Source organism: Trichlorobacter lovleyi (genome assembly GCF_015239775.1).
GTDB lineage: Bacteria > Desulfobacterota > Desulfuromonadia > Geobacterales > Pseudopelobacteraceae > Trichlorobacter > Trichlorobacter lovleyi_B.
Window position 1 is genome coordinate 94,656 of the sequence record NZ_CP058409.1, and the last position, 24,507, is coordinate 119,162.

The 24,507-nt window shown below is 57.2% G+C and carries 24 protein-coding genes; 5 read left to right on the top strand and 19 right to left on the bottom strand.

Annotated features, from left to right (window positions below; translation table 11 throughout):
- Positions 1-43 precede the first annotated feature (43 nt).
- From FY034_RS00480 to FY034_RS00515, 8 genes are all read right to left on the bottom strand, one after another.
- A complete protein-coding gene (locus FY034_RS00480) occupies positions 44-814 on the bottom strand; it encodes an acyl-CoA dehydratase activase (protein ID WP_265552936.1) in 771 nt (256 codons plus the stop codon).
- A 2-nt stretch (positions 815-816) separates the two neighbouring features.
- Positions 817-2,106, bottom strand: coding sequence for a double-cubane-cluster-containing anaerobic reductase (locus FY034_RS00485; protein ID WP_265552938.1), 1,290 nt, complete (start codon positions 2,104-2,106; stop codon positions 817-819).
- A 198-nt stretch (positions 2,107-2,304) separates the two neighbouring features.
- The gene (locus FY034_RS00490) at positions 2,305-3,513 is read right to left on the bottom strand and encodes a DUF6161 domain-containing protein (protein ID WP_265552940.1); all 1,209 of its coding nucleotides are present in this window, start codon (positions 3,511-3,513) and stop codon (positions 2,305-2,307) included.
- A gap of 53 nt (positions 3,514-3,566) precedes the next feature.
- Positions 3,567-4,502 carry a hypothetical protein gene (locus FY034_RS00495; RefSeq protein ID WP_265552942.1) on the bottom strand — a complete coding sequence of 312 codons (936 nt, stop codon included), beginning with the start codon at positions 4,500-4,502 and terminating at the stop codon, positions 3,567-3,569.
- A gap of 100 nt (positions 4,503-4,602) precedes the next feature.
- The gene (locus tag FY034_RS00500; protein WP_265552943.1) at positions 4,603-5,790 is read right to left on the bottom strand and encodes an MFS transporter; all 1,188 of its coding nucleotides are present in this window, start codon (positions 5,788-5,790) and stop codon (positions 4,603-4,605) included.
- A gap of 8 nt (positions 5,791-5,798) precedes the next feature.
- Positions 5,799-6,806 (bottom strand): aldo/keto reductase, encoded by a 1,008-nt coding sequence (locus FY034_RS00505; protein ID WP_265552945.1) that lies wholly within the window; start codon positions 6,804-6,806, stop codon positions 5,799-5,801.
- Between the two features lie 87 nt (positions 6,807-6,893).
- Entirely contained in the window at positions 6,894-8,699 is a 1,806-nt protein-coding gene (locus FY034_RS00510) for a serine hydrolase domain-containing protein (protein WP_265552947.1), read from the bottom strand.
- 14 nt (positions 8,700-8,713) lie between these two features.
- Complete coding sequence (locus FY034_RS00515) at positions 8,714-9,010, bottom strand: hypothetical protein (protein WP_265552949.1); 297 nt, start codon at positions 9,008-9,010, stop codon at positions 8,714-8,716.
- Positions 9,011-9,117: 107 nt separating this feature from the next.
- On the opposite strand from FY034_RS00515, the gene FY034_RS00520 reads away from it, so the two are divergent.
- Positions 9,118-9,645, top strand: a complete 528-nt coding sequence (locus FY034_RS00520) for a DUF2975 domain-containing protein (protein WP_265552951.1) — start codon at positions 9,118-9,120, stop codon at positions 9,643-9,645.
- 9 nt (positions 9,646-9,654) lie between these two features.
- Positions 9,655-9,867: a helix-turn-helix domain-containing protein gene (locus FY034_RS00525; RefSeq protein WP_265552952.1), complete on the top strand. Its 213-nt coding sequence runs from the start codon at positions 9,655-9,657 to the stop codon at positions 9,865-9,867.
- A gap of 123 nt (positions 9,868-9,990) precedes the next feature.
- Here FY034_RS00525 and FY034_RS00530 read toward each other — a convergent pair whose 3' ends face one another.
- The 3 genes from FY034_RS00530 to FY034_RS00540 form a co-directional block, all read right to left on the bottom strand.
- The gene (locus FY034_RS00530; protein WP_265552955.1) at positions 9,991-10,893 is read right to left on the bottom strand and encodes a pirin family protein; all 903 of its coding nucleotides are present in this window, start codon (positions 10,891-10,893) and stop codon (positions 9,991-9,993) included.
- A gap of 123 nt (positions 10,894-11,016) precedes the next feature.
- Complete coding sequence (locus tag FY034_RS00535; protein WP_265552957.1) at positions 11,017-12,105, bottom strand: alkene reductase; 1,089 nt, start codon at positions 12,103-12,105, stop codon at positions 11,017-11,019.
- A gap of 31 nt (positions 12,106-12,136) precedes the next feature.
- Positions 12,137-14,476, bottom strand: coding sequence for a PAS domain S-box protein (locus FY034_RS00540; protein WP_265552959.1), 2,340 nt, complete (start codon positions 14,474-14,476; stop codon positions 12,137-12,139).
- 280 nt (positions 14,477-14,756) lie between these two features.
- Here FY034_RS00540 and FY034_RS00545 point away from each other — a divergent pair, with 280 nt between their 5' ends.
- Entirely contained in the window at positions 14,757-16,031 is a 1,275-nt protein-coding gene (locus FY034_RS00545; RefSeq protein ID WP_416222774.1) for a putative DNA modification/repair radical SAM protein, read from the top strand.
- A complete protein-coding gene (locus FY034_RS00550) occupies positions 16,031-16,780 on the top strand; it encodes a TIGR03915 family putative DNA repair protein (RefSeq protein ID WP_265552963.1) in 750 nt (249 codons plus the stop codon). The genes FY034_RS00545 and FY034_RS00550 overlap by 1 nt, the downstream gene beginning before the upstream one ends.
- Here the strand turns inward: FY034_RS00550 and FY034_RS00555 are convergent.
- The 3 genes from FY034_RS00555 to FY034_RS00565 all read right to left on the bottom strand — a co-directional run bounded on the left by FY034_RS00555 (position 16,770) and on the right by FY034_RS00565 (position 19,379).
- Positions 16,770-17,279 (bottom strand): hypothetical protein, encoded by a 510-nt coding sequence (locus tag FY034_RS00555; RefSeq protein ID WP_265552965.1) that lies wholly within the window; start codon positions 17,277-17,279, stop codon positions 16,770-16,772. The genes FY034_RS00550 and FY034_RS00555 overlap by 11 nt on opposite strands.
- A 179-nt stretch (positions 17,280-17,458) precedes the next feature.
- Positions 17,459-17,761 carry a hypothetical protein gene (locus FY034_RS00560; protein WP_265552967.1) on the bottom strand — a complete coding sequence of 101 codons (303 nt, stop codon included), beginning with the start codon at positions 17,759-17,761 and terminating at the stop codon, positions 17,459-17,461.
- Positions 17,762-17,786: 25 nt separating this feature from the next.
- On the bottom strand, positions 17,787-19,379 hold the full coding sequence (locus tag FY034_RS00565; RefSeq protein ID WP_265552969.1) for a thaumatin family protein: 1,593 nt from the start codon (positions 19,377-19,379) through the stop codon (positions 17,787-17,789).
- Between the two features lie 237 nt (positions 19,380-19,616).
- On the opposite strand from FY034_RS00565, the gene FY034_RS00570 reads away from it, so the two are divergent.
- Positions 19,617-19,934, top strand: a complete 318-nt coding sequence (locus FY034_RS00570) for a DMT family transporter (protein WP_265552970.1) — start codon at positions 19,617-19,619, stop codon at positions 19,932-19,934.
- Between the two features lie 186 nt (positions 19,935-20,120).
- Here FY034_RS00570 and FY034_RS00575 read toward each other — a convergent pair whose 3' ends face one another.
- The 5 genes from FY034_RS00575 to FY034_RS00595 all read right to left on the bottom strand — a co-directional run bounded on the left by FY034_RS00575 (position 20,121) and on the right by FY034_RS00595 (position 24,484).
- Positions 20,121-20,882, bottom strand: coding sequence for a methyltransferase domain-containing selenoprotein MduS (locus FY034_RS00575; protein WP_265552971.1), 762 nt, complete (start codon positions 20,880-20,882; stop codon positions 20,121-20,123).
- A gap of 188 nt (positions 20,883-21,070) precedes the next feature.
- Complete coding sequence (locus tag FY034_RS00580; protein WP_265552973.1) at positions 21,071-21,409, bottom strand: hypothetical protein; 339 nt, start codon at positions 21,407-21,409, stop codon at positions 21,071-21,073.
- A 9-nt stretch (positions 21,410-21,418) separates the two neighbouring features.
- A complete protein-coding gene (locus FY034_RS00585) occupies positions 21,419-22,741 on the bottom strand; it encodes an RCC1 domain-containing protein (RefSeq protein WP_265552975.1) in 1,323 nt (440 codons plus the stop codon).
- Positions 22,720-23,286 carry a hypothetical protein gene (locus FY034_RS00590; protein ID WP_265552977.1) on the bottom strand — a complete coding sequence of 189 codons (567 nt, stop codon included), beginning with the start codon at positions 23,284-23,286 and terminating at the stop codon, positions 22,720-22,722. The genes FY034_RS00585 and FY034_RS00590 overlap by 22 nt, the downstream gene beginning before the upstream one ends.
- 43 nt (positions 23,287-23,329) lie before the next feature.
- The gene (locus FY034_RS00595) at positions 23,330-24,484 is read right to left on the bottom strand and encodes a hypothetical protein (RefSeq protein WP_265552979.1); all 1,155 of its coding nucleotides are present in this window, start codon (positions 24,482-24,484) and stop codon (positions 23,330-23,332) included.
- Between the last annotated feature and the right edge of the window lie 23 nt (positions 24,485-24,507).

The window sequence follows — 24,507 nt, forward strand, 5'->3', positions numbered from 1 at the left end:
TCCCCCCTGACAAGGGGGGATTGAGGGGGGGTGGTTTCAGCTGCTATGCTGCCGGTGAGTCACGATGGTGCAGCAGCTCCGCCTGCAGGGCGGCCCACAGGGCGCCGACAATGGAGGGGTGATCAGGCACCAGTACCGGTACCCCTAGTTCCTGTGCAAGCAGGCTCACCATAATCGGACTGTTGGCAACCCCGCCGCTAAAGACCAGATGATCGCCATACCCCACCTTGCGGACCATGGTGGCCAGCCGGTTGGCAACGGCCAGATGCACGGCCCTGGCGATTTCAGCCGGCGGCATGCCGCTGTTTTTCAGGGAGACCACCTCTGACTCCGCAAACACCGCGCACATGCTGTTGATCGGCGTGGCCTGCTCAACACCGGCTGCAGCAGCGCCGAATTCGGCCATGGTGTAGCCCAGCGACACTGCCATCATCTCCAGAAAACGGCCGGTGCCGGCCGCGCACTTGTCATTCATCTGAAAGTTCTGGACCTTGCCCTCTGCGGTCAGGCTGATTACTTTGGAATCCTGACCCCCCACATCCAGAATGGTGCGGCATTGGGGAAAGAAATAACGTGCCCCCATGGCATGGGCCTTGATCTCGGTGATGACATCCACCTCGGCATGCTGTTGCACCAGATGCCTGCCATAGCCGGTGGCAACCGCCCTGACCGGTACATGCTGTTCCAGAAAGGCCAGCGCCTGGCGGTGCGGTTCAAAGCTGCTTTCCACCACGGTATGAAAACTGATGGCGCCCTGTTTGAGCGCCACCAGTTTGATGGTACGTGATCCCAGATCAATTCCTACTTTCACCACACTTACCCCTTGATCTGCTCGATAAACGCCTCAACACGGGTCTTGAGCTGGCCCACATCGTCGGGTGAATAATCAGACTCAATCGCCATGAACGGGATGCCCCGCTCTTCACAGGCCTTGCGCAGTTTGACCGCCTCGATGTTGTAGGTGTGGCAGAACTGCAGGCAGTAGTCGATGATCCCCTCTGCGCCGGACTGCTCGTACTCCTTCAGCACCTGGTCGATCCGCTCGGTGTTGGGGGTAAAGCAGGAACAGTCGATCTTCATGTAGCGCTCGGTCAGGCGTTCCAGCTGCTGCTCCAGCGTGGTGGAGCCTTCGTCGATCAGGTCCTTGTAGTAACGGGTGCCGATGCAGCTCTCCTCGTTGACCACAATCCCGCCGGAGGTCTCGATGATGTTGTGCAGCTTCCAGTTGGGCAGCGCCATCGGCGTACCGGAAACCATGATGCGCGGCGTGGAGGCCGGGGCAACAGCGATCCCCTGCTTGATCCGCTCCTCCAGTTCATCACAGAGGGCATTGACGTTTTCCACAAAGCGGTTCGGCTCGTCATAAAAGGCGATCTGCTCGATCAACAGCATATCCTTGCCGCTGATCGGGGACGGGTTGTGATGGCGCAGGTTGTTCAGGCGCTGCAACGCCTTGCGTTTGGCATTGATGGTCACAATCGCCTGGGAAAGCTCGTCAAAGCCGGTTTCCGTGCCGGTGATCTTGTCCACCGCAACCTTGAACTCCTTGACCTCATCCAGCCAGAGCGCCTTGTCCTTGTCCCGCTTCATCTGCGGGATCTCCATCACATGGGTCGGCACATACTCGTCCAGCAGCTCCCAGGTCTTTTTCTTGGCATCGCAGGTGGTCTCGCCATAGACAAAATCAACGGCCTGGAAATAGGGGCAGATCTTACCCACCTTGAAGCCAAAGGCTGATTTGACCATCGGGCAGATATTGCGGGGCAGCACCTTTTCAGCATCGGCAATCGAGCCCTGGGCGCCGCCGCACAGCCCGACACAGACGCCACCGGCTGCCACCACCACCTCTTCCGGGATATAGACACAGAAGGTGCCGATCACCGGTTTGCCAGCCTCTTTGGCCTCCATCAGCTCATGGATACGGCCGGTGTGGATGTTCTCCACCATGCCGTCAAAATAGGCCATCTTGGCCGGGCGGTTCTGCTGGGCCAGGAAGATGTTGGTATAGGCCTGGGTCAGCATGGCCGGCATGCCGGTAAAGCGGGCCACGTCCATGCCCAGTTTTTCCCACAGTTGCGGATCGGATTTCACCTCAAAAGCGCTCATGAACGGTTCTCCCTCAATTGAAATAATGGAGACCGAACATAAAAGTGGGGGGAGGGGAAGTCAAACAGGTAATATCGATAATAGCAGCCATTATTATCGTTTAGGTAAATAGCAAAAGATAGGCTGTTTGCGGGAGAATTTCGCAGAGATATCTGGTGGTGCGGTCTTTACCGAACCACCAGGTGATTGATCATAGCCTTATTTAAATTTTGAGATAACCTCTGTAACGCCAGGCATTGTTGGGCCATGGTCTCCTGACAAAAGACCCGTTTCTGTACGACTAAATAACGCCTGGAAAATGATCCTCCTTGATTCATCTGTAAACTCTGTTTCATTGGCAAGAGCAAGATACACATAGGCGAGTTGCTCGCGCTCTTCGGCGTCGCGTTGCAAATGAAACGCACTGAAAGTTAACTTCCCAAAAGTTCGGATTAAAAAGGCAGACAAGGAAAGGACTGATGCAAGTAAAATGATGCCCTGCCAGTGCTGCGCGGAAAACTTCTCAATTACTTTGCCAGATTGTAGCCATTCACTGAAAAGCCATGCAAATACAATGATAGCACCAAATGTCGTAGTAATAAGCGCGGCCCCCCATCCACGACCAGCATTCCTGCACTGACGAGCCCGTTCACGCCAGTATTCTGCGGGCTTTTCAAGTTTCAATTTCTCTGTGTAGAGCTTTTCCAAGTCAAAGAGCTTCGTTTTGGCATTCAAAAAGAAATCGTCACGCTGTTGAGACAACTCTTCTTGAATTGAGGCTTTCCATTCCAGAAGCTCGTTCTTAAATTCTTCACTATCAGTTTGTAAATTTTGCTGTAATAGCTCCGTTTCTTTTACAATCTCATCAGTTTTATCAGAAAGAGTCCTTCGCATTGATGCCAATGCTCGTTTTTCCACATCTCGCCTTTTAGTGATCATTGATTCGTCTTGAAGCAAATATTCATACCCTAGAATTGCACCTTCCAATACTTGGATAGAAAGATTTGTGTTCTGTAGATGTCCACGGTTGTAGTTAGTGACATAATTCCAAAAACTTTGCGCCTGAACAGAACCAATCCTCACTGCATTTAAAAGAGCTTCAGCAAAAGGTGAGTCAGAAAACACCCCGCTTTTCAGTCGTTGCACCAAATCTGATGTTAGGCTTTTCAATTGAATCTTACGATTATTTTCATCCCACTTAGTATAGCCGTTTTCAAAGGTGTCAAGCAGACGTGAAGCACCAGTAAAAGTATTTCTAATGCTCACTATGTGCTCGTTATTTGAGGAGTTTTTAGCAGCCTCATCCCAGAAAGGAGATTCCTTTTCCAGCATAGCTCGAAAAGACTTGACGCTGGTAAACTGCCGAGCTTCGCCAGCAGCGTCTACAATTGTAATATCAAAGCCTACTTCGGATAATAAAGACGACATTTCATCTTCTCCTTCTGTTTATTCAACTCACTGTTTCACCAGAGCCTGCCCCCTTACTCCACCACTTCCCACTTTCCAGCCGGGGTTCTCACCACGGTCAGGCGGGGCGGGTAGAGGGTAAACAGGGCCATGGCCGCGCACATCTGGTTTTCATCCCCCTTGATCTTCTCAAAAGCAGCCCGGTTAAACGGATGCAGCGGGCTGCCCCCCTTGCCCTGCAACAGCAGCTCCGGGCTGTTGGAAATAACCGCTTCCAGTTGCTCTGCGGTAGGTGCCTTGACCCGGATGCCGACCTTGTAGGCGTTTTCCAGGCATTTGGCCTTTTGCATGGCCGCTACGGTCAGGTTGGGCTGTTTTTCCAGCAGTTTGTAGGCAGCAGCAAAGTTGGGCTTGAACAGTGTGGCCCGCTCTTTCAGCAGGGCTGCCAAGGCGGCCTTGTCTGCCGGGCTTACTGCAATGATGGGCGGATAATGGTGCCAGGCACGGTCAACCGCAAAATCAGCAGTAAAGCCCCGCTCAAATACCACCTTACCCTTGACCGGGCGTTCTTCCTTGCCGGTGCCGCCATAGTTGGTGGCAGTGCTGCGACCAGCGCCATCATCAGTACGGGTTTCCTTGTCAGTGACTTCCGACCAGCTGAAACGGGCCAGGTAGGGCTGGGTGGGATTGGCCGGGGTAAACTCGACCCGGATGCTGTTCATGCCTTTACGCAGGCCCGGACCCATGGAGCTGGCCGGTACCCAGACCGCAGGCGAGATCTCCCGCTCTTCAAACAGCACCGGCAGATCGCGTTTTTCAAGTTCCTGTTCCGCAAGCAGCTGGTTGTTGAGATAGACCACCGCCTTGCCCGGTATGGTGTCCACCTGCTTGGCATTGGGGTCAGCAGGGGCAAGATAGGGGGTAAAGTTGAACTCAACATTGATGACAGCAGCAGGGGCAGGCAGACTAAAGGCAAACAACAGGCAGACAGCCAGCAAAAGGGTACGCATGGGAGAGCCCTCCTGAAAGGTGAGATAGCTGATAATACCGCAGTAATCCGCTGAGTCAAACAGGGAGCCCGGTGATTGCGGTCAGCACTGGCTGCAGGGATCAGCAGGTGGTCGCAGCGTTGCTGGTGGGTTTGGAGATCAGCAGCAGGAACAGCAGCATGGTCAGCAGGGCAATGACGCCGGCAGCAACAAAACCGGTGGGGTAGTCCACCCATTTGAAGGCGATCCCCATGGCGGTGGAACCGGTCATCATTCCCAGGTAGATGCAGCTGTTGTACATCCCCATGGCAAGCCCGCGCTGCACCGTGGGAACCTGCTCAACGATCAGCGCACTGATGGCGGTGAAGGTAAAGGCCATGCCGATGCCCATCCCCACGGCACAGAGCACCATCCAGGACAGCTGCGTGGTCTGTCCCAGGGCAGGCAGGGCCAGGGCGAGGCAGAACAGCCCGGCGCTGACCAGCAGGCGGCGCTCAAGCCGGTCGGCTATCATGCCGATCGGTACCCGCCCCACCACGTTGGTGATGGCCTGGGCAGCAAACACCAGGCCGACCTGGCCCGGATCAAGGCCGTGGGATGCGGCAAACAGCGGCAGGAAGGTCAGAAACAGGCCGAAGCCGATGCAGCTGCCGGTGGTGGCCAGCAGGCAGGCCCGCAGGGGGCGGTTGTGCAGCAGGGTCAGGCTGGCAGCCAGGGCGGCATGCAGTTCGGTCTTGTGACGGGCAGCGGTGCGGGGCAGTGCGAGCAGGGCAAGCAGCGCCATGGTTGTCAGCATGGTGCCGGAGACAAAAAAGACATTGCGCAGGCCGACCGTCTTGGCCAGATAGCCACCGGTTGCCGGTCCGATGGTCATGGCAACGTAAATGGCGGTGGTGTACCAGCCATAGGCCCGGCCCAGCCGTTCAGAGGGCACAATATCCGCCACCAGCGAGAGCATGGCCGGGGCAAAGGCGGCCAGTCCGGCGCCAAACAGCAGGTAGGCTGCTGCCAGCTGCAGCGGAGAACTGCACTGGGTTACCAGCAGTGATGACGCTGCGGTGGCCACAATGCCGCCGATCACCGGTTTGGTGCGGCCAAGCCGGTCCACCAGCAGACCGGCCGGGATGGACAAAATCCCGGCCGTCACCATGAAGGCGCCGTTGATCAGTCCCACCTGGGCCGGACCTGCCCCCAGCGTTGCCGCAAACAGCGGCAAGACCGGGATGCGCAGGTAGGAACTGAAAAAGGTGGCTGATCCGATCAGACAGAGCAGTACAAAGGGGGCCCTGCCATGCTTAGTGTGCGTCACGGGCGTGGCTACCGGTTGATGAATGCCATCATGGAGGCTGGATAACGCTCGCCGCTTGCCGCCCCTTTGGGCAGGGCCGCTGCGATATCGGCCAGCTCCTGCGGGCTGATTGCCACCGCGCTGGCGGCAATGTTCTGCTCCAGGTAGCTGCGGCGCTTGGTGCCAGGGATCGGCACGATGTCATCCCCCTGGGCCAGCACCCAGGCCAGGGCCAGTTGACCGGCCGTGATCCCTTTCCTGGCGGCAATCGCCTTGACCCGTTCCACCACCTCCAGGTTCTTCTGGAAGTTCTCGCCCTGGAAGCGGGGCGAGTTGCGGCGGTAATCATCCGGGGCAAAATCATCCGGGCTTTGCAGCTCACCGGTCAGAAAACCGCGGCCCAGCGGGCTGTAGGCCACCAGCCCGATCCCCAGCTCCCGCAGGGTGGGCAGTACCTCATCCTCGGGTTCACGGCTCCAGAGCGAGTACTCACTCTGCAGGGCGCTGATCGGATGCACGCTATGGGCACGCCGGATGGTGGCGCTACTGGCCTCTGACAGGCCCAGGTAGCGCACCTTGCCGGCCGTGACCAGCTCGGCCATGGCACCCACGGTCTCCTCGATCGGCACCTCGGCATCCACCCGATGCTGGTAGTAGAGGTCAATGCAATCGATCCCCAGCCGCTTGAGCGAGGCATCGCAGGCAGCCTTGACATACTCCGGCCTGCCGCTGATGCCGGTGATCGGAGCCCAGCCGCCGTTGGGACCAGCCTGGTTGCTGCGCACAATCCCGAACTTGGTGGCCACGATCACCTGCTCCCGCTTGCCCTTGATCGCCTTGCCTACCAGCTCCTCATTGGTAAAGGGGCCGTACATGTCCGAGGTGTCCAGAAAGTTCACCCCCAGCTCGAAGGCACGCTGGATGGTGGCAATCGACTCTGTCTCATCCCGTGTACCGTAAAAGTCCGACATCCCCATGCAGCCCAACCCCTGGGCCGAGACAATCAATCCCTGTGTGCCGAGTTTTCTCTGTTCCATCGCTGTGCTCCTTTGGGCATCTGCACTGTAAGCCGTTGGCTATCATCCCTCAACTGCCGCAAGGAGACAATGGTTTTTATGACTCCCTCAAGGAGCCTTTTCAAGCCGGTAGCCGGAAAAACTGAGTTGTTCCGTCCCGTTTTCATTGATCACCCGGATGGTTTCACCCATGCCGCGCCAGAGCCCGGTAAACACCGCTTCATGATCGGAAACAGGGCGGATAACGCTGCTGGTCCGACCACCACCAAACTCCGGCAGGGTATACTCCACCAGCAAGAAACCGTTTTCCAGCCGCAGCTCAATATCACTGACCAGCACGGTGTCGGCTCCGGCATTGCTGATCCGGTAGCTGCCGGTACGTTGCCGCCAGGCTTCAGAAACAGGAACCGGCATGACCTTCTCGCCGATCACCAGCTCCTGCTCTCCATCGGCTACCTTCAACAGTTCATGGCCGTTGACGGTTGCGCGGCTGATGCCATAGCGGCCAAGCTCCCCCAGGTCCAGCGGGAACAGTCCCAGCAGCCGGTACTGGAGTTGCAGCTTTTTGTCCTGCCGTGGTACCAGCCGGAATGAACGGTCCATCAGCTCTGCCTTGAGATACCCGGATCGTGGCGACAGCCTGCCCAGGCCGGCCATGGTGGCATAGCTGCCCTGATAGGCCTCCAGTTCATCCGGTGTCAGGAATTCGCCGCTGACAACCGGTTCCTGTTCCGGCTGTTTCCGTCCGGTCTTGATCTCAAGCGCCAGTCTTAATGCTTCGGTGCTGATGCTGTTGACCACCTGTTGGGCGCTGCTTGAGTTTGACAGCACCACAACCCCCAGTTTGACCTTCGGCAGCACCACCAGCTGGGCACGGTGATAGATGGTTGCGCCGCTGTGGTGGGCAACGGTACCGGCGTTCTTGATGTTGATGCCACCCAGTCCGTCCAGCATCCAGCCCAGACCGATCCGGAAGCCCTGGTCCAGCGCCACATCGCGGTTCTGGGAACGCAGCATCTCCTGCAGGGTTTCCGCCTTGATCAGCCTCTGGCCGTCCAGCTCTCCCTCTGCCAGGATCATGCGGATAAAGCGGCTCATGTTGTTGACCGATGCGTTCAGGCCGCCCGCCGGTATATCCCGCAGGGGCGGTTCTGTCTTTTCTTCACCATTGCGGTACGCCTTGGCTGCCGGGGCCTGGGTGGCAATGGCAGCAGAAAAGGCGGCATGCTGCATGCCCAGCGGTAGCAATACCGCCTGCTGCAGATAACGGCTGAACTCCTGTCCGCTGGCATTCTGCACCGCCAGCCCCAGCAGCGACATACCCAGGTTTGAATAGGAGAAGACCGTATTGGGCGGGAACGCAGCGTATTCATCCCTGATCAGGGTCGGCAGCGTGCTGATCGGCTGGGGCTGTTGGGTCCACATCCCCTTCTGGTAGTCGGACGGAATGCCGGAATGGTGGGTCATGATACTGCGCAGGGTGATGGGCGCCGTAGTGCCGGACCTGGAACGGAGCGAAAAATCTGGGATGTAGGTTGTCAGCGGTCTATCCAGCTCAAGCCTGCCCTGTTCCACCAGCTGCATGGCCGCCAAGCAGGTAAACAGCTTTGAGACCGACCCGACCCGATAGACCGTATCTCCGCTGGCGGGTGTCTGTGCAGCACGGTCAGCAAAACCGAAGCCCTCTGACCAGACCACCTGCTGGTCATCCACCAGTGCAATGGAGAGCCCCTGCACGTTGCTTTTGGCCATCTCTTGACGAATCAGCCAGGAGATCTGTTGCTTGAGATAGCCGTACTCACCGGGCACCAGGGTTGCCGGCCTGACCGGCGGTGAGGTAGCGCAACCGCTCAGGGCAACGCTGATCATGATGCCGAGTACATAACGGGTTACTGTCGCTGAAATCTGACGCATAAAGCTCTCCGTGATCATGGCCGCTGTGTTGTGGGGGTGCGTGGGCGCCCGTCATTCTGCTTCTGTTCGTTGTTGGTTGCAGTGGCAATGGCCATGTTTTGAATGACCTGCAGATACCAGGGGCGGTCTTGCGGAGGGATGAGCACATCCCGTAGGGTGCCATCGGGGCGTTTGGCAAGATACTCGGGCAGTTCTGCAGGCAGCAGCATAACCCGGGGCGGTTCGGGAAGCGCTGCTGGTGTGTCGGCTGCGCCATTGCCTGATGCTGCCATCAGCAGCAGTGCTGCAGTAAGGAGCTGTTTCAGAGCCATGCTGTCTCTCCACAAAAAGAATTGCTTTGAATCAAGCCTTGTGTTGTTATAAGTAGTACAATAATAAATTATCGTATTGCAATAATTATTTTTGGGGTGGGATGACGATGAGACAAGCTGGCCTGACCACAACAAGCCGTACCCTGCAGTGGACGATTATAGCGCTCTGGCTGCTGACGCTGCTGATCGCCGTGCTGCGTTGGACTGCCGCAAACCTGGTGGCCTGGCTGCCGCCGACACTGGCAGCCCAGGTTGGTGGCAGCAGTGTGACACCCGCTATCCGGCTGGCCTGTTTTGTGGTAGAGCTGATTCCGCTGGCTGCGGCCTATTACGCACTTGCCGCGCTGTATCGCATCTGCAGGGCCTATGGCAGGGGCGAGATCTTCAGGCTGGAGACCGGTGTCCTGTATCGACGCTTTGGCAGGGGGTTGCTGCTGCTGGGCGGGGCGAACGCGCTCTATACCTCACTGTTGTCAGCCCTGCTGTCGTTTGCGGTGCAGGGCAAGGTGGCAATCTCGGTTGGTCTGAGTACCGCTGACCTGTATCTGCTGATTGTCGGCTGTGCCGTGCAGATGCTGGGGATGGTGATGGATGAGGCCTACCGGCTTCATGATGAAAACAGTCAGATCGTGTAAGGGGCAGGCATGTCGATTGTCGTCAACCTGGATATCATGCTTGCTAAACGCAAGGTCAAATCAAAGGATCTGGCCGAACAGATCGGCATTACCGAAGCAAACCTGTCACTCCTGAAGAGCGGCAAGGTCAAAGGGGTGCGCTTTGCCACGCTGGAGGCGATCTGCCGCTATCTGGACTGTCAGCCCGGTGATCTGCTGGCATACCAGCCGGATCAGGAATAAAACCGCACCGCAGCCCCGCATCCGTTGTTAGCCGTACCCGCCGATCGCGTATTGCTGAGCCACAAAAAGCTACGGGCGTCTGATTCCGGACGCCCGTAGCTCTCTGCGCAACAGCGGCCTGCGCTACTTCACAAAGTTGCCGTTATGGTACTCCTCAAAGGCGATCCGCAGCTCTTCGCGGCTGTTCATCACAATCGGCCCCTGCCAGGCAATCGGTTCCCCCAGCGGCTGTCCGACCAGCAGCAGGAAGCGCACCCCCTGCTCACCGGCAACCACCCGGATACCCTCCCCTTGGTGCTCATACAGTATGGTTGTCTCGGGACCAAAGCAGCAGTCCCGCTCCAGATCCAGCCAGCCTGTACCGGCATAGTCGTAGGCATAGGGATCGCGCCCCTGATCAAAATAGCCCTGGCCGCTGAGCAGGTAGGCCACCACGGTGTAGCCGTCGGTTACGGCATGTTCAAAGATCGCACCCGGCGGCAGGCGTATATCCAGCAGTTCCGGGTCGGCCAGGATATCCTGTACCGGTCCCTGCACACCGGCCACCTTTCCTGCGATCACCTTGATTGAGGCACCATGCTCCAGGGTTACCTCGGGGATGGTGGCAGCCGGGACATCGCGGTAGCGGGGGGCGATCATCTTTTGGCTGGCCGGCAGGTTGGTCCAGAACTGGAAGCCCCACATGGTGCCGCTGGGACTCAGTTTGGGCATCTCCTGGTGGATGACGCCGCTGCCGGCGGTCATCCATTGTACGTCGCCGGCCCCGATCACCCCGCTGTTGCCCATGCTGTCGCCATGTTCCACCCGCCCCTCAAGGATGTAGGTGATGGTCTCGATCCCGCGGTGGGGGTGCCAGGGAAAGCCTGCCAGATACTCGTCCGGGTTGCTGGTGTGGAAATCGTCCAGCATCAGGAACGGGTCGAACAGCGGCAGCTGGTGGTAACCAAAGGCCCGCTTGAGGTGGACGCCGGCCCCCTCTATGGTGGGAACGCTTTTAAATACCTTGCTGATGGAACGTGGTTGCATGTCTGGGTACCTCATCACGGCCTATTTTTTCAAGAGGCGGTAGGGATCAGCCCTGGCTGGTCAGGTTGGCAGCGAATATCAAAGCCGTGGTGCACAACCACTGTATGCGTCATCAGGTACCACTTACGGCATGGCAGGATAGTCGCTATAGCCGACCGGGCCCGGTGAATAAAAGGTTGTCTGGTCCGGCAGCGCCAGCGGGTAGCCGGCCTTGATCCGGGCCACCAGGTCCGGGTTGGCGATGAAGGGGCGTCCAAAGGCAACCAGATCTGCTGCGCCGCTCTGCAGGTCAGCCTCGGCCCGTGTGCCGTCGTAGCCGCCGGAGAGGATCACGCCAGCGCCACCGGCAGCACGGAAGGCCTGACACATGGCCTGCACCGTGGCCGGTTCAGGCTTGGGTGCCCCCATGGCAGAGTGATCCACCAGGTGCAGGTAAGCCAGCTCCAACCCGCCGGCCGCCGCTGCCAGTGCGGTGTACTGGTCGGCAATGCCGTCGTAGGCACCGCTCATCTCGTTGAAGACCCCATAGGGCGAAAGCCGGATACCAACCCGTTCAGCCCCGATTTCGGAGATCACCGCAGCAGTGACATCCAGCGCAAAGCGGTTACGGCACGCAGCATCGCCGCCATACTCATCACGGCGCTGATTGGAGCCGGGATCAAGGAACTGGTTGATCAGATAACCGTTGGCGCCGTGTACCTCAACGCCGTCAAAGCCCGCTGCCAGGGCATTTTTAGCTGCCAGCACGTACTCGGCAATGGTCTGTTCGATCTGATGCAGGCTCATCTCCCGCGGCAGATCATAGGGCTGCTCGCCCTGGCTGTCGGTCCAGATCTTGTTGCCGAGGGCAATTGCCGACGGCGCCACCAGCTCTGCACCTGGCGGCAGATTGAGCCTGCTGCCCACCCGGCCGCAATGCATCAGCTGCATGAAGATCCGGGCACCACCGTCATGGACCCTGGCGGCAACCTGTTGCCAGCCCGCGGTCTGCTGCGGGGAAAAGGCGCCGGGGATCCGGGCATAGCCGAGCCCGTTGGGGGATGGTGAGGTCCCTTCGGTGATGATCAGGCCGGCATCCGAGCGTTGGCCGTAATAGTCTGCCATCAGGCTGTTGGGCAGATTGTCCGTAGCCCGCGAACGGGTCATGGGCGCCATGACGATCCGGTTCTGCAGCTTGACGGCCCCCAGTGTGTACGCTGAAAAAAGTTTCATGGTCATGTCCCTCCCTAACCGATTAGAGCTGTCAGCAGCCCGGAAGATGCTGCCTGATCTCCTGCAATAGCGCCTCAAAGGGTATCGGTTTGATCAGGCAACCGTCAAATCCCTGCTGGAGCACCTGTTCCCTGATCTGCACAGAGGCATGCCCGGTCAAGGCAATGACCGGTGTATGCCTGTTTGTTTCCCGTTCCTTTTCCCTGATCACCCCGACCGCCTCGATGCCGCTTACGACCGGCATGCTGACGTCCATCAGAATCAGATCAAAGTCCTGCTGTTCCCACAGCTGCAGGGCCTCCTGGCCGTCATGGGCCTGGATGACCGTGTGGCCTGATTTTTCAAGCAGCTTGCTGGTGAACTTCAGGTTGATCTCATGGTCATCGGCAAGCAGGATGCGCAGCTGCGGGCCATCCCATTCCGTTGAGGCCGGGACAGGAACGGCAAGGGGACATTCGGCACCTTGCCGGGTACAGACGGAAAACGGTGCGATCAGATGGAAGGTGCTGCCGACGCCTTCAACGCTCTCGGCCCACAACTGCCCGCCCATCATGCTGACCAGTCTTTTGCAGATCGCCAGGCCCAGGCCGGTGCCGCCGTATTTTTTGGTCAGGGAGGTTTCTGCCTGGGTGAACGGTTCAAAAATCATCTCAAGCATCTGGGGAGAGATCCCGATGCCGGAGTCCGTGACATCGATCTCAAGCAGCAGCTGCTGGTCATGCTGTTCCTTGAGGGCGACAGAGAGTGAGATTTTTCCTGACTCCGTAAATTTGACCGCATTGCCAAGCAGGTTGAGCAGAATCTGCTTGAAACGGGTCTGGTCGCCTTTCAGGCAATCCGGCACACTGTCCGGGATCTGCACCTCAATCAGCAGGCCTTTGGACTGCAGTAGCGATTTCAGTGAGTTGACAACCCCATCAATGCTTTCCCGCAGCCTGAAGTCCAAGGATTCAAGCGTGACCTTGCCGGCTTCGATCTTGGAGAGATCAAGCAGATCATTCAGCAGCGACAGCAACGTGGTGGAGGATGATTTGATGTCGGCCAGATAGTCTTTCTGCTCACCGGTCAGGCGGGTAAACTCAAGGAGCTGGGCCGTGCCGATGATGCCGTTGAGGGGGGTGCGGATTTCATGGCTCATGTTGGCCAGAAATGCGCTCTTGGCCCGGTTGGCAGCCTCGGCAGCCAATATGGCCTGTCTGGCCTCTTCCTGGGCCTGCACCAGCTGGCCGATGTCGACAAATGCGGCCACCGCCCCGCTGATGCTGCCGTTTGCATCCATTAACGGCACGGCATTGCCGTAGATCGTGACGCAGTCACCGTTGTCAAAGGTGATTTCTTCTTCAAAACCGTAGACCGGCATCGCGGTTGCCACTGTCCGTTGCAGCGGTAGTTCGTCAGCGGACAGCTCCCGGCCCTTGTGCAGCACCCTGAAATGATCGGTCCGGGTACCGGGGGTGCTCTTGGAGGTGTTGCTGCCGTATTCCATCCGCAGCAGCTCATAGGCGGCGTGGTTGCCGGTGATGACCCGGCAGAGCGGATCATGGCTGATCAGGACGGCAGCCGGAACCGCCTGCATCAACGCCTCCAGCTCGGCCAGACGGGCATGCTCAACTTCGGCATTTTTTCTCAGCTCCGCTTCGTCTTCCTTGCGCTTGCTGATTTCCCGGACCAGGCTGAGCAGGATCCGGTCATCACCGACATCAACACCGCAGGAGCTGACCTCCACCGGAAATGCCCTGCCTGCTTTGGTGCGGTGTATGGTCTCAAAGAGGATTCCCCGCTTGTCCGCTTCATCCATCTGGGCAGAGGCCGAAGCGGCACAATCCGGTATCCTGAGGTCACAGATCGTCATGTTCAACAGTTCAGCGTGGCTGTAGCCGTAGGTCCTGACGGCGGCATCATTTGCCTCCAGGATCCGGCCATCCTCCCGCCGGATAAACAGGGCGATGTCGCGGCTGTACTTGGAGAGCAGTTCGTAACGCCGCAGGGCAGATTCAGCCTGCTTGAACTTGGTGATATCCTCGGAAAAGATGACGATGCCGCCAATCTCGTCATTATTGGCGAACCAGGGCCGGATCTCCCAGCGCAGCCACTGCACTGAACCGTTGGCACGCACAAAGCGGTCTTCATCGGCAGACAGGACTTCCCCCGCCATGGCGCGGCGATGCAGCTCTTTCCAGCGTTGCGGGATCTCGGGGAAGACATCATAGTGCGACAGGCCGTGTAGATCCTGCTGTTCCAGCTGATAATCAGTCAGCCAGCGGCGGCTTGCGTACAGATAGCGCATCTCCCGGTCAAACATGGCCAGGGCCGCCGGCGCATATTCGACAAAGATCCGCAGTTTCTCTTCATTCATCTGTAGTTGTTCCATCAGCGTAACGGCCCCTTGTCAGCGATTAACAGTCAGGCGGTGAGGTTGCTGTCATGAACAAAACAAGTGTGTATCGTCCTATTTTTATCACTATGTTGCAGCCTGTCCAGTCCTTGAGCTGTTTTATTTACCATATCCTAAAGCCGCTGCGGCAACAAACCTGAATCGTCGTCCTGGTTAGGTTGGAGTGGATCGGCTTCAGAATGACCTATCCTGTCACAGCCCTGTGCTATACTCAGCGGCATGAATTTTCAGGAGAGCTTCCGTGGCGACTGATCTGATGGACCGGCTGAAAATACTGGCAGACGGGGCAAAATACGATGTTTCCTGTTCTTCCAGCGGCAGTTCCCGCAGCAACAGCGGCGGGGTCGGTTCAGCTGCCTCCTGCGGCATCTGCCACAGCTGGACCAGTGACGGCCGCTGTGTCTCCTTGCTCAAGATCCTGATGACCAACCGCTGCATCTACGACTGCGCTTACTGCGTCAACCGCCGCAGCAATGATGTGCAACGGGTGGCGCTTTCTCCGGCTGAGGTGGCAGAGCTGACCATCGGCTTTTACCGCCGCAACTACATTGAGGGGCTGTTCCTTAGTACCGGCGTGGTGCGCTCCGCCGACTACACCATGGAGCTGCTGATTCAGGCGGTGCGTACCCTGCGGGAACAGTACCGCTTTAACGGCTATATCCATCTCAAGCTGGTGCCGGGTGCTGATCCGCTGCTGGTGCAGCAGGCCGGACTCTGGGCAGACCGGGTCAGCGTCAATCTGGAGCTGCCGACCCGTGAAAGCCTGCAGCTGCTGGCACCTGACAAGAGCCGTGATAGCGTGGTGGGGCCGATGCGTCAGGTCAGCAGCCTGATCACTGCCAACCGGGCCGAACGGAAGCAGTCCCGCAAGGTTGCCCGTTTTGCTCCGGCCGGCCAGAGTACCCAGTTGATTGTGGGGGCCACGGGTGAATCTGACCGTCAGATCGTGACCCTGTCGGAACAGCTCTACCAGCGGCTGGAGCTGAAGCGGGTCTACTATTCCGCCTTTATCCCCACCGTGGCCGACACCCGTCTGCCGGCCCGGCCCGAGGCGCCGCTCAGGCGTGAACATCGCCTGTACCAGGCCGACTGGCTGCTGCGCTACTACGGCTTCGCGGCCCATGAGCTGCTGGATGAGGCCTCCCCCAACCTGGACAGCGAGCTTGATCCCAAGACCGGCTGGGCCCTGCGCCACCTGGAGCTGTTTCCGCTGGAGATCAACCGTGCCGGCTATGAAGAGCTGCTGCGGGTGCCGGGGATCGGGGTCCGCTCGGCCCAGCGGATCATCCGGGCCCGGCGGCAGGGGCATCTGGGGACTGACGATCTGGCCAGCCTGGGGGTTGTCATGAAACGTGCCCGCTACTTTGTCACCGCCCGTGGCCGCTATGCCGGAGACGCGGGGCTTGATAGTAACGGCCTGCGCAGCAGGCTGCTGGACAGACCACTGCAGAAGCGTCCGGTCCAGTTGAGCCTGGCCCTGGAGCAGCCGGTACGTGATGAAACCGCCAGCCTGATTACGGGTGAGCTGTAATGTCCGGTTGTTATTGCTATGACGGCACCCTGGCCGGGCTGCTGAGCCTCTATGCCCGGCTGCTGGCGGAACGGGTTGTTGTAGAGCGGATCAGTGCCACCCCGCCTGATCAGCAGAGCCTGTTCAGCAGCGAGATCTATATTGCCACGGATCAGGCCGTGGCAGAGGCGTTCTGGCAGCGTCTGACCCGGCGCCTTTCCAGCCACTCACTGAAACTGCTGCGGCATTGTCTGCTGGCCGATCATCCCCAACAGGAACTGCTGATCTATACCTATCTGCTGCTGGAGGCTGAACAGGGCAAAAGGGTTGACGGGATGCTGGCCCATCCGGCCGTGGCGCCGGTCTGGAAGCTGTCCCAGCAGGTGGGGCGGGAGGCGCACCGCTATCTGGGTTTTGTCAGGTTTCAGCAGCTGCAGGGCGGGCTGTACTACGCTGCCATCGCGCCGGATCATCGGATTCTGCTGCTGATCGGGGCCCATTTTGCCGAACGGTTCAGTGATCAGCAGTGGGTGATCCATGACCAGCGTCACAACGAAGGGATTTTGTACGATGCTGAAAAGAAGGAGTGGCTGCTGCTGCCGATGGAGCTGCATGCACAGCCGGAGATCACACCGCAGGAGATACAGTTTCAACAGCTCTGGCGCAGCTACTTCACCACCCTGGCCATCCCGGAGCGCAGGAATCTGAAGCTGCAGCAGGGCAAGGTGCCGCTGAAGGTGCGGGGCTACCTGACGGAGTTTATGGCGTAAGGGTGGCAGTCATATGGGCGCGCAGATCATAGCTGGCCGGCAGCGAGCCGCAGTACAGGTTGAGCTTGTATTTTTCGCAGTACATGTGTCGCTGAACCTTATCACCGCTCACCACATCCTTGACGCTGTACTGTATCCAGAGTCCCTGGCCGTCAGGAAACTGCTGCGCCTTTGCCAGCGCCTTGCCGGGATAGGCACCGTCGGCATCCGGCGTGGTCATGATATTGTGGCCGCTCACAAAAGGGGTGGGATGGTAGCGCACAATTCCCATGCTCTTTGGTTCAAGTGAGATCTCTGAAAACACGGTCTTTTTACCCAGCTGTTTTCGTTTTTCCTTCATCTTGCTGATGGCGATGCTCTCGTTTTCACAGCCGGTAACCACAATTTCATGCACGGCATGCACAACCGCAGTATAGGCGGCAGGCAGTGAGGAATCGACCGGTGATCCAAGGCAGACACAGGCGGGCATGGCTAGTACGCGTACCAAAAATTTTTTCATGGGATAAAACCAGATCATCATGCACGAACAGTGTGCGACTGGCAGGCTCCTTTTGCGGTGATCTGCCTGCAGGGCGGCAGACGGTTTAGTGCGCCGCAGACATCAGCAGCGATACACACGGGCGGCGCGGGACCATCGGCTGGGTCGCCTGTACGCCGCCCGCTTGATCCTGGCCACGTTTACTGGAGCTTTTCAGCGCCGGCCGGCAGATCCTCTTCCAGCACCTTGACGTAGCCCCGTACCCCCATGCAGTCCTTCATACGGGTAGAAATTACCTCTTTGTCACCCCGTTTGTCCATATGCTTGGCAAACAGGGCCGCCTCTTCCTCACACTGCAGGTGATCCTGCTTGAATGCCGCCTGATCCCTGCCGGCCTGATACCAGACATAGCTGGCCCCGCCGCAGCCGCCGAGCAACAGGCAGCCGGCGCTTGCGCAGCTCAGCAGCACCATTTTAATTCCCAGACAGGTAACACATTTCATACTGTCCTCCAAAAGAGTCTGCCGGTTATTTGCAGAGATTGGTAAAAGGCTGATTATCCTCGGCATCCCGGCCGTTCTGGATGGCATCCTTGTTCGGGATGCCAAGGTTGAGATCATGCAGCCGGTCCTTGGCCTCATTCCATGAAATGGCCCCCACCACCGGATTTTTACAGGTTTTGTCGTTGGTGGTGAAGTTGGTTTTGCTGTTGTAGGTCATCAGGCAGGTCAGCTTGCCGCCACCGCTGCAGTTTCTGACCAGGGTGAGGATGGTGCCGTCCTTGACCCGCAGCGGCACGGCATCAGGACCGGTGAACGGGTGCGCGCTGCCGCTGTCGATGCTGTAGGTGCCGCTGAGTCCGCCGGTCGGATGCAGCAGGAAATTGGGCAGCTGGATCGGGATAGTGCCTGCTGCCCGTTTTCCGAAGCTGATCGTAAAGCCCTTGATCTCGTTTGCCTTGCAGTTGCCCAGGCTGCCTGCGTCATCATACTGCCAGGTGTAGGCGCCGCTGCAGCCGCTGTTCTTGATGGTGTCGGGATAGCGTTTTGATGTCGCATCCCACACAAACTTGCAGCCGTCCTCCTGCTCAATGCAGACCACCTGGTTCTGGGCGGCCTTATCCACCGGCTTGCCCGGTTTGCCCGGTTTGCCCTGCTTGTCCTTGCTATCACCCCATTTGCCGTAATCCCCTGCCTTGAGGGCCAGCGGTGAGCAGCCGGCAGAAGCGATGCCGGTGCTGGGGTTTTTATCCGGGCAGGGTGCCTTGTCGCTACACTGGTTGCCGCAGCCGCAGGTGCTGTCGCTGGCGCATTTTGCTGCCAGGATAAAGTACTGCTGCCTTTTCAGGAAATCCTTGTTGTCGGCCTCAAAAAGCTTGTACGGAGCAAGGCAGACACCACCGGCCGGGCGATTGGTCCAGGGACAGGCAGGTAGTGCGCTGCAGCCGACCGTCTTGGTGCAGCTGCTGCTGGCAATGGTGGTCAGGGTGATCTGTACCGGGAAGTTATAGCCATCCACGTAACTGACGTTGTACCAGCTCTTGCCATCCTTGTCGTTCAGGGTAAATTCTGCCATCGAGGCCGGCTGATTGCCGGTGGTGCAGGTATTGTCGCCGCAACCGTTGCCGCCGGAATCCTGACAACAGTCCCCCACGGCGCACTTGTTGCCCTCGCAGCCGGTCCTGGCAACAAACCGGCCGTTAAAGGTCAATGGTGCGCACCAGCTGCGGGTCTTGCCGGCCTCAAGTTTCCAGTCCGGAAAGCTGCTTTTGTCGGGAGCCTGGCCCCGGTTGGCCTTGCCCAGCCAGACCCCCAGAAAGATATCCTCCCCCGAGTTATTGACAAAATTGAGCGGAACGCAACTCTCTGCCTGTGCCAGGGCAACCGCGGCCTGCAGCGGCTGGGGGGCGGCCTGGGCCGCCTCCAGGCATTCCTTGAGATGCTGGGCAAAGATCTCCTGATCGCCGGCCTTATCAAGGTTATAGGTGTATTCAGCCGCCTTCTTCTCACACTCGTAGCGGAGCTTTGAAAAACCCGGCGCCTCGGCTGCCTGGCCCACAGCCGCAACCAGACAGAGGGTGACGCTCAACAGTGCCAACAGCTTCAACCGGACAGATGCCATGGGTATCCTCCTTTTTCAGCGCTGCGTTGTGGGATGGCTGCTGCAGATTGGATTATATACTTCTAACAGAGAGTGGGACGATGTCAAATCAGTCAGCTGGAAAGGGGGAGAGAGAACTGATGCAGTAACTGGGGTATCGTGGTTTATGAAATCATACATGCTTGCAATTATCGCAGTTGTTCCCTAAATAGATAAAATCACGCTGCCTCGTGCAGGCACGCTATGAGGGAGGATGCTATGGCCTGGACCTATCTTGTTCTTGCCGGACTGCTTGAAATCGGCTGGCCGATCGGCCTCAAACTCGGCTGGACGGAAAACGGCCCGCGGCCGCTCTGGCTCGGCTTTGCGGTGCTCTGCATCATACTCAGCGGCTCGTTCCTGTTGCAGGCGCAACGGGTCATACCGATGGGAACGGCCTATGCGGTCTGGACCGGCATTGGGGCGGTGGGTACATTTGTCGTGGGGATCGTGGCCTTTGGCGATGCCGTCAGCATGCTCAGGATCGCCTCGGCCGGCCTGATCATCGCCGGGGTGGTGGGACTGAAGTTTGCCTGAATATCGACAGCCGCCTTATTTGCCAGACCAGCAGTCTGCATCTCCTGCAGCCGCGTTGCCGGATTCGTCCAAAACCGACACTCTGCTGCGGAAAATCGGGGAAGTATCCGCCACCGGCAATGCTGCTGAAGGACCGTCCCATACAGGGGTACATGCGGCTTCACCTGAAGCCCGTGGTTACACGCCTCAGGTCCTCCCCGGAGGCAGTTCCGGGGCGCCCTTGCACCTCTCCAGCGGGTCGCAGATCGTATCCTCGTCGCAGGGGGGCAGATCCCAGGTCTGCGGGGCAGCCCCTTTTCGCATGGTAACGCAAAACAGATCGCGGGGCAGACTGCCCTCCTCCATGCGGTTAACCTGCAGAAGCTCATAGCCCCGGGACAACCGGCGGATCTTTTCAGCCGTAAAGAACTGGACCGCAAACCCACCGATTTCGTAGATATCTTCACCCCAATGGGTGCCTGCCCGGTAATGCCTGTCAAAGTTGCTACGGACCGAATACAGGGCCAATCCGCCCGGTTTGAGAACACGATGCATCTCGCGCAGGACAAAGGCGATCTCAGCCGTGGAAAGCTCCATGCACAGCAGCATGTGGGAATAACATGCGTCGAACTGTTCGTCGGCAAACGGAAGTGCCTCCCGCACGTCGTGACTGAAGGGGTGTAGCTGGGCAAGCAGGCCCGCAGCTGCCGCCTTTTTCCGAACTCCCGCAACCGCAGCTTCTGAATAATCAAGGGCGGTCACCGTCAGCGCCTGCCCGGCAAACAGAACCGTATCGCGGCCCTGGCCGCACCCAACCTCCAGCAGCGAGCGCACGCCGTTTTGCCGGAACAGCTCAAGCGAGACCCTGGCAAACTCACTCGGCTGCTCACCAAAAAATGCGTCAGACCGGCTAAACTGTCTGTCCCACTGTTCTTGCTGGTCCGGTCTTGCTGGTTCTGCCCGATCCATGGCATGCTCATTTCTTCAGGCTGCGCTGCCTGGTTTAGCAGGCTGTTGAAAAACTACTGCGGAGCCCGTCTACGGCGTTGCGCGGTGCTCGCTCTTTCTCCTAACTATACGTTATGTCTCAGTCGCTGTGCGCCGTGCGCCTTGTAGCCGTGCTTCCTCATAACGTTTTTCAACAGCCTGTTAGTCCGTTACTCCTTGATCAGCCCGTGCTGCCGGAAGATCGCCTCCACCAGGGGGGCGTCTTCCACGGTAAAGCCGATCTTGACCCACTGGCTCTTCAGGTCGGCCATAAAGATCCTGTCGCGCCTGGGCCGGTTGTAATCTGCCGGAAACCAGGTCTTGATGTTGCCGGTGCCGTGCAGGCGCCACTTGCCGTTCCAGAGCGTCGGCTTGCAGACCGTAATGGCGGCAATATCCGTCAGGCGGACGGTCTTAGGAGTATGCAGCGGAAAGTAGTACTGTGCAAAGACAATCTCATCTGCGGTTATGGTCACCAGGCTGTCGTGGTAGATGGGCTTGTTGTCCATGGGGCGCCTTTACAGGTGTGAGGTGGTAGCGGCAAAATCAAGATGGAGAGACTGTTTTTTTACTGCCTGCATTTTGACAGATTGACCGCCTGACATAACGTAGCCTGCCACTTTAGTCTCCGACTGGATGAGGTCTATTAAGGCTTTTACCGGAACAAGGCTTGAGATCGATGTCCCGTCTCCAAGTTGCCCATAGCTGTTGTCTCCCCATATGTTAACCGTACTGTCCGAAATAGCTGCGCTATGTGACCATCCAGCGGAGATAGTGGTGGCAGGTCCGGCCAGACCGGAAACCGTTACTGGTAAGCTGCTGTTAATAGTGGCGCCGTTGCCGAGTTGCCCGCTAGCATTGTTGCCCCATGTCCTGACAGTGCCGTCGCTTAATAACGCCATGCTATGGAAATCACCTGCAGCAATGGCTGTGGCCGCACCACCTAAACCTGCAACAGAGACCGGCACGTAGCTGTCAAGATATGTGCCGTTGCCAAGAGCACCCTGTCCGTTGTATCCCCAAGTCCTAATCGTACCATCGCTCAGCAAGGCTACCGTGTGACAATAACCGGTTGCTATTTTGGTGGCTGTACCGCCGAGTCCTGCAACAGTGATCGGTGTGCTGCTGTCAATAGTGCTGTTGTTACCGAGCTGGCCAGCGTAGTTTGCACCCCATGTATTGATGCTGCCATCGGACATAAGTGCAACCGAATGAACAAAGCCTGCAGAGATGGCAACAGCTTTGCCACTGAGCCCGGCTACATGTACCGGTACGTTACTGCTATGAGGCGTTCCGTTGCTGATGGCGGTTCCCCAGGCCATGATGGACCCGTCTTCCATAAGTGCCATACTGTGTAGACCACCGGCAGCAATAGCGGTGACTTTACCAGTCAATCCGGTAACAGCTACCGGAATATTGCTACTGGTATTGTTGCCGTTTCCAAGCTGTCCAAAGGTGTTATATCCCCATGTCTTAACCGTACCGTCCGCCAAGAGTGCTATCGAGTGGAATTCTCCGGAGGCAAGAGCTACTGCCGGTCCGCCAAGCCCTGTGACGGTCACCGGTATAGTGCTGTTAGTAGTAGTGCCGTTGCCCAGTTGTCCAAGTTGATTACTTCCCCAGGCCTTGACACTACCATCGGGCAGCAGTGCTAGCGTGTGGTCATTCTTGGCAACGACTGTAGGGGTAACCGAGATTGATGCAGTAGAATCTTCGCTTTTGCCACATCCTGCATAGAAACAGATCAGAATGCCAAACAGAAGGAGCCTACCCAAGATACCGATGAATGTAGGTTTTTTGATCCGGTTACCAGTGATGATTATGGTTGGCTGTTTGGACATAATCTTTCCTCAGGGATAATATGCGGCTGTGCATTGATGAATAGTACAACATCACCGGCAGTCGATATCTTTTTGTAGAACGGATTTCTTTCCGTATGTTCCAGGCTACGTCCTGCTCGTTGAGCAACAACCGGAATTAAGTCTTCAATATCGTCGGGGTCAATCTTTAGATCCTTTTCAAGTCTGTCCGAAGCTCTCAGGGGGCATGCACCCTCCGGGAATTTTACCTGTTGTTGAAGCTCATCATGAACGGCTCGGATTACCCACGTGTCAACCTGGTTCCTGTCGAATGACCTTGCAAATGTACAAATCCCTTCATGTGCTCGTTCCTCTGTCATGCCCATCAGCTTTTGCCTGTGTCTTTTGTTTGAATAGAGCGTGGTTACGGCCAAGGCGGCAAATAGTGCTAACATCCAGGGATGGCGGGTGATTGCAGATAGAAGCACGTAGAGCATCAGCCCGAGTACACTGCATGCCAGTACCTTTTTCCACCAATGTACTTGTTCTGGTAGGTAGGGTGGCATTAAGCGTGATGGCGTTTTCATGTTTTCTCACACAGATGGTTATACGGTGACAATTGCTGTTGCCTTACCGGGCGGCGTCATGCCCGGTCAAAGTCTGAGCGCGGGTTAGTGATGTAACTCTATCGAGGATGGCACCAAGCAATTTTTGGTCTTTTTCGTACAGAAGATCACTTTTTAGCAGCCGAACAGGGCCGAAATATTTCTGTGCAAATGGGGTTTCGTGTTCAGATTTTTTCTTCAGAATTCGAGCGTAATAACCTTCAAGAATGCTTGAGTAGTCACTTTTTGAAATTCCTTCCTTCAGTGCCTTTATCTGTGCGCTCATGAAGCTCGGTAGTTCGCTTGCGGAGGAAGGAATAAGCAGAACGACGAAATTTGCGCTAATACCTTCTTCAGGTACCTTACCGGTGAATTCCCATCGATAGATATTATTATCGCGAGTGAAAGATGAAGGATGCACATTAGCAAGAAATACAGGGCGAGAAACTCCGGCAGGCGCTGCTTCACCAAGCTCTTTAAAAAAGTTGGCCTCTTCTAGTTTCTTGAAAAATTCTGTTCCATCTATCGTAAAGACAGCATTCTCGACTGGCTCCTTCCACGTATAGGCAGTTTTTGTAATATAGCCGAAGCTATAGGCCAAGGCCGGAAACATTCGGTCCAACTCATAATATTTCCTGTCAATGTCGTTAAAGTCGCGCTCATTTTCATTTGCAGATGCAATCCCTAAAAGCAGGCTATAGGTAACCGTGACGGTCTTTGTCTGGTGAGGTTGAAATTGCTCGTTCCACGCAAAGACTTTCTTGAACAGACCCTGCGGGTCAAGTTTCTTGTCTATCAACCCTTCCTTTAGAGTTACCTTTCTTTCGGATTTTGTGTCTTTTGCCCGGAAATGAAGCTTAGACATGGCGAGTTTTTCGTCTCCGAAGCCTTGTAGGTCAAGGAACGGAAACCCAACCTGCAGAGAGACTGGCTTATTTGCAGTGTTTTTCAAAACGAACACAGCTTCAACGTCAGCTCTTGGGAAAAATGGTGTTCCCCATTTCCCCGTTTCTTCATCAACTCGCAGTTTAATAAAAACATGTTCCTTCACGAGCTGGATATCATTGTTTTTAATCGGTATAACCTGATTGCCAGCACCAAAGAAAACACCTGTATTGGCGAGGGCGGTGAGCGGACAAAAGAGCAGGAGAATCACAAGGCATGAATTCATCCATCTCATTTTTATCTCCTTTTGTATGGTAA

Excerpts from the sequence above, each read along its gene's own strand:
- FY034_RS00495 (WP_265552942.1), bottom strand. The coding sequence starts at position 4,502 with ATGCGTACCCTTTTGCTGGCTGTCTGCCTGTTGTTTGCCTTTAGTCTG.
- FY034_RS00595 (WP_265552979.1), bottom strand. The coding sequence starts at position 24,484 with ATGAGATGGATGAATTCATGCCTTGTGATTCTCCTGCTCTTTTGTCCG.
- FY034_RS00570 (WP_265552970.1), top strand. The coding sequence starts at position 19,617 with ATGGCCTGGACCTATCTTGTTCTTGCCGGACTGCTTGAAATCGGCTGG.
- FY034_RS00580 (WP_265552973.1), bottom strand. The coding sequence starts at position 21,409 with ATGGACAACAAGCCCATCTACCACGACAGCCTGGTGACCATAACCGCA.
- FY034_RS00530 (WP_265552955.1), bottom strand. The coding sequence starts at position 10,893 with ATGCAACCACGTTCCATCAGCAAGGTATTTAAAAGCGTTCCCACCATA.
- FY034_RS00560 (WP_265552967.1), bottom strand. The coding sequence starts at position 17,761 with ATGAAATGTGTTACCTGTCTGGGAATTAAAATGGTGCTGCTGAGCTGC.
- FY034_RS00485 (WP_265552938.1), bottom strand. The coding sequence starts at position 2,106 with ATGAGCGCTTTTGAGGTGAAATCCGATCCGCAACTGTGGGAAAAACTG.
- FY034_RS00515 (WP_265552949.1), bottom strand. The coding sequence starts at position 9,010 with ATGGCTCTGAAACAGCTCCTTACTGCAGCACTGCTGCTGATGGCAGCA.
- FY034_RS00555 (WP_265552965.1), bottom strand. The coding sequence starts at position 17,279 with ATGAAAAAATTTTTGGTACGCGTACTAGCCATGCCCGCCTGTGTCTGC.
- FY034_RS00520 (WP_265552951.1), top strand. The coding sequence starts at position 9,118 with ATGAGACAAGCTGGCCTGACCACAACAAGCCGTACCCTGCAGTGGACG.
- FY034_RS00490 (WP_265552940.1), bottom strand. The coding sequence starts at position 3,513 with ATGTCGTCTTTATTATCCGAAGTAGGCTTTGATATTACAATTGTAGAC.
- FY034_RS00585 (WP_265552975.1), bottom strand. The coding sequence starts at position 22,741 with ATGTCCAAACAGCCAACCATAATCATCACTGGTAACCGGATCAAAAAA.
- FY034_RS00575 (WP_265552971.1), bottom strand. The coding sequence starts at position 20,882 with ATGGATCGGGCAGAACCAGCAAGACCGGACCAGCAAGAACAGTGGGAC.
- FY034_RS00505 (WP_265552945.1), bottom strand. The coding sequence starts at position 6,806 with ATGGAACAGAGAAAACTCGGCACACAGGGATTGATTGTCTCGGCCCAG.
- FY034_RS00525 (WP_265552952.1), top strand. The coding sequence starts at position 9,655 with ATGTCGATTGTCGTCAACCTGGATATCATGCTTGCTAAACGCAAGGTC.
- FY034_RS00510 (WP_265552947.1), bottom strand. The coding sequence starts at position 8,699 with ATGCGTCAGATTTCAGCGACAGTAACCCGTTATGTACTCGGCATCATG.
- FY034_RS00565 (WP_265552969.1), bottom strand. The coding sequence starts at position 19,379 with ATGGCATCTGTCCGGTTGAAGCTGTTGGCACTGTTGAGCGTCACCCTC.
- FY034_RS00550 (WP_265552963.1), top strand. The coding sequence starts at position 16,031 with ATGTCCGGTTGTTATTGCTATGACGGCACCCTGGCCGGGCTGCTGAGC.
- FY034_RS00535 (WP_265552957.1), bottom strand. The coding sequence starts at position 12,105 with ATGAAACTTTTTTCAGCGTACACACTGGGGGCCGTCAAGCTGCAGAAC.
- FY034_RS00545 (WP_416222774.1), top strand. The coding sequence starts at position 14,757 with ATGGACCGGCTGAAAATACTGGCAGACGGGGCAAAATACGATGTTTCC.
- FY034_RS00590 (WP_265552977.1), bottom strand. The coding sequence starts at position 23,286 with ATGAAAACGCCATCACGCTTAATGCCACCCTACCTACCAGAACAAGTA.
- FY034_RS00540 (WP_265552959.1), bottom strand. The coding sequence starts at position 14,476 with ATGGAACAACTACAGATGAATGAAGAGAAACTGCGGATCTTTGTCGAA.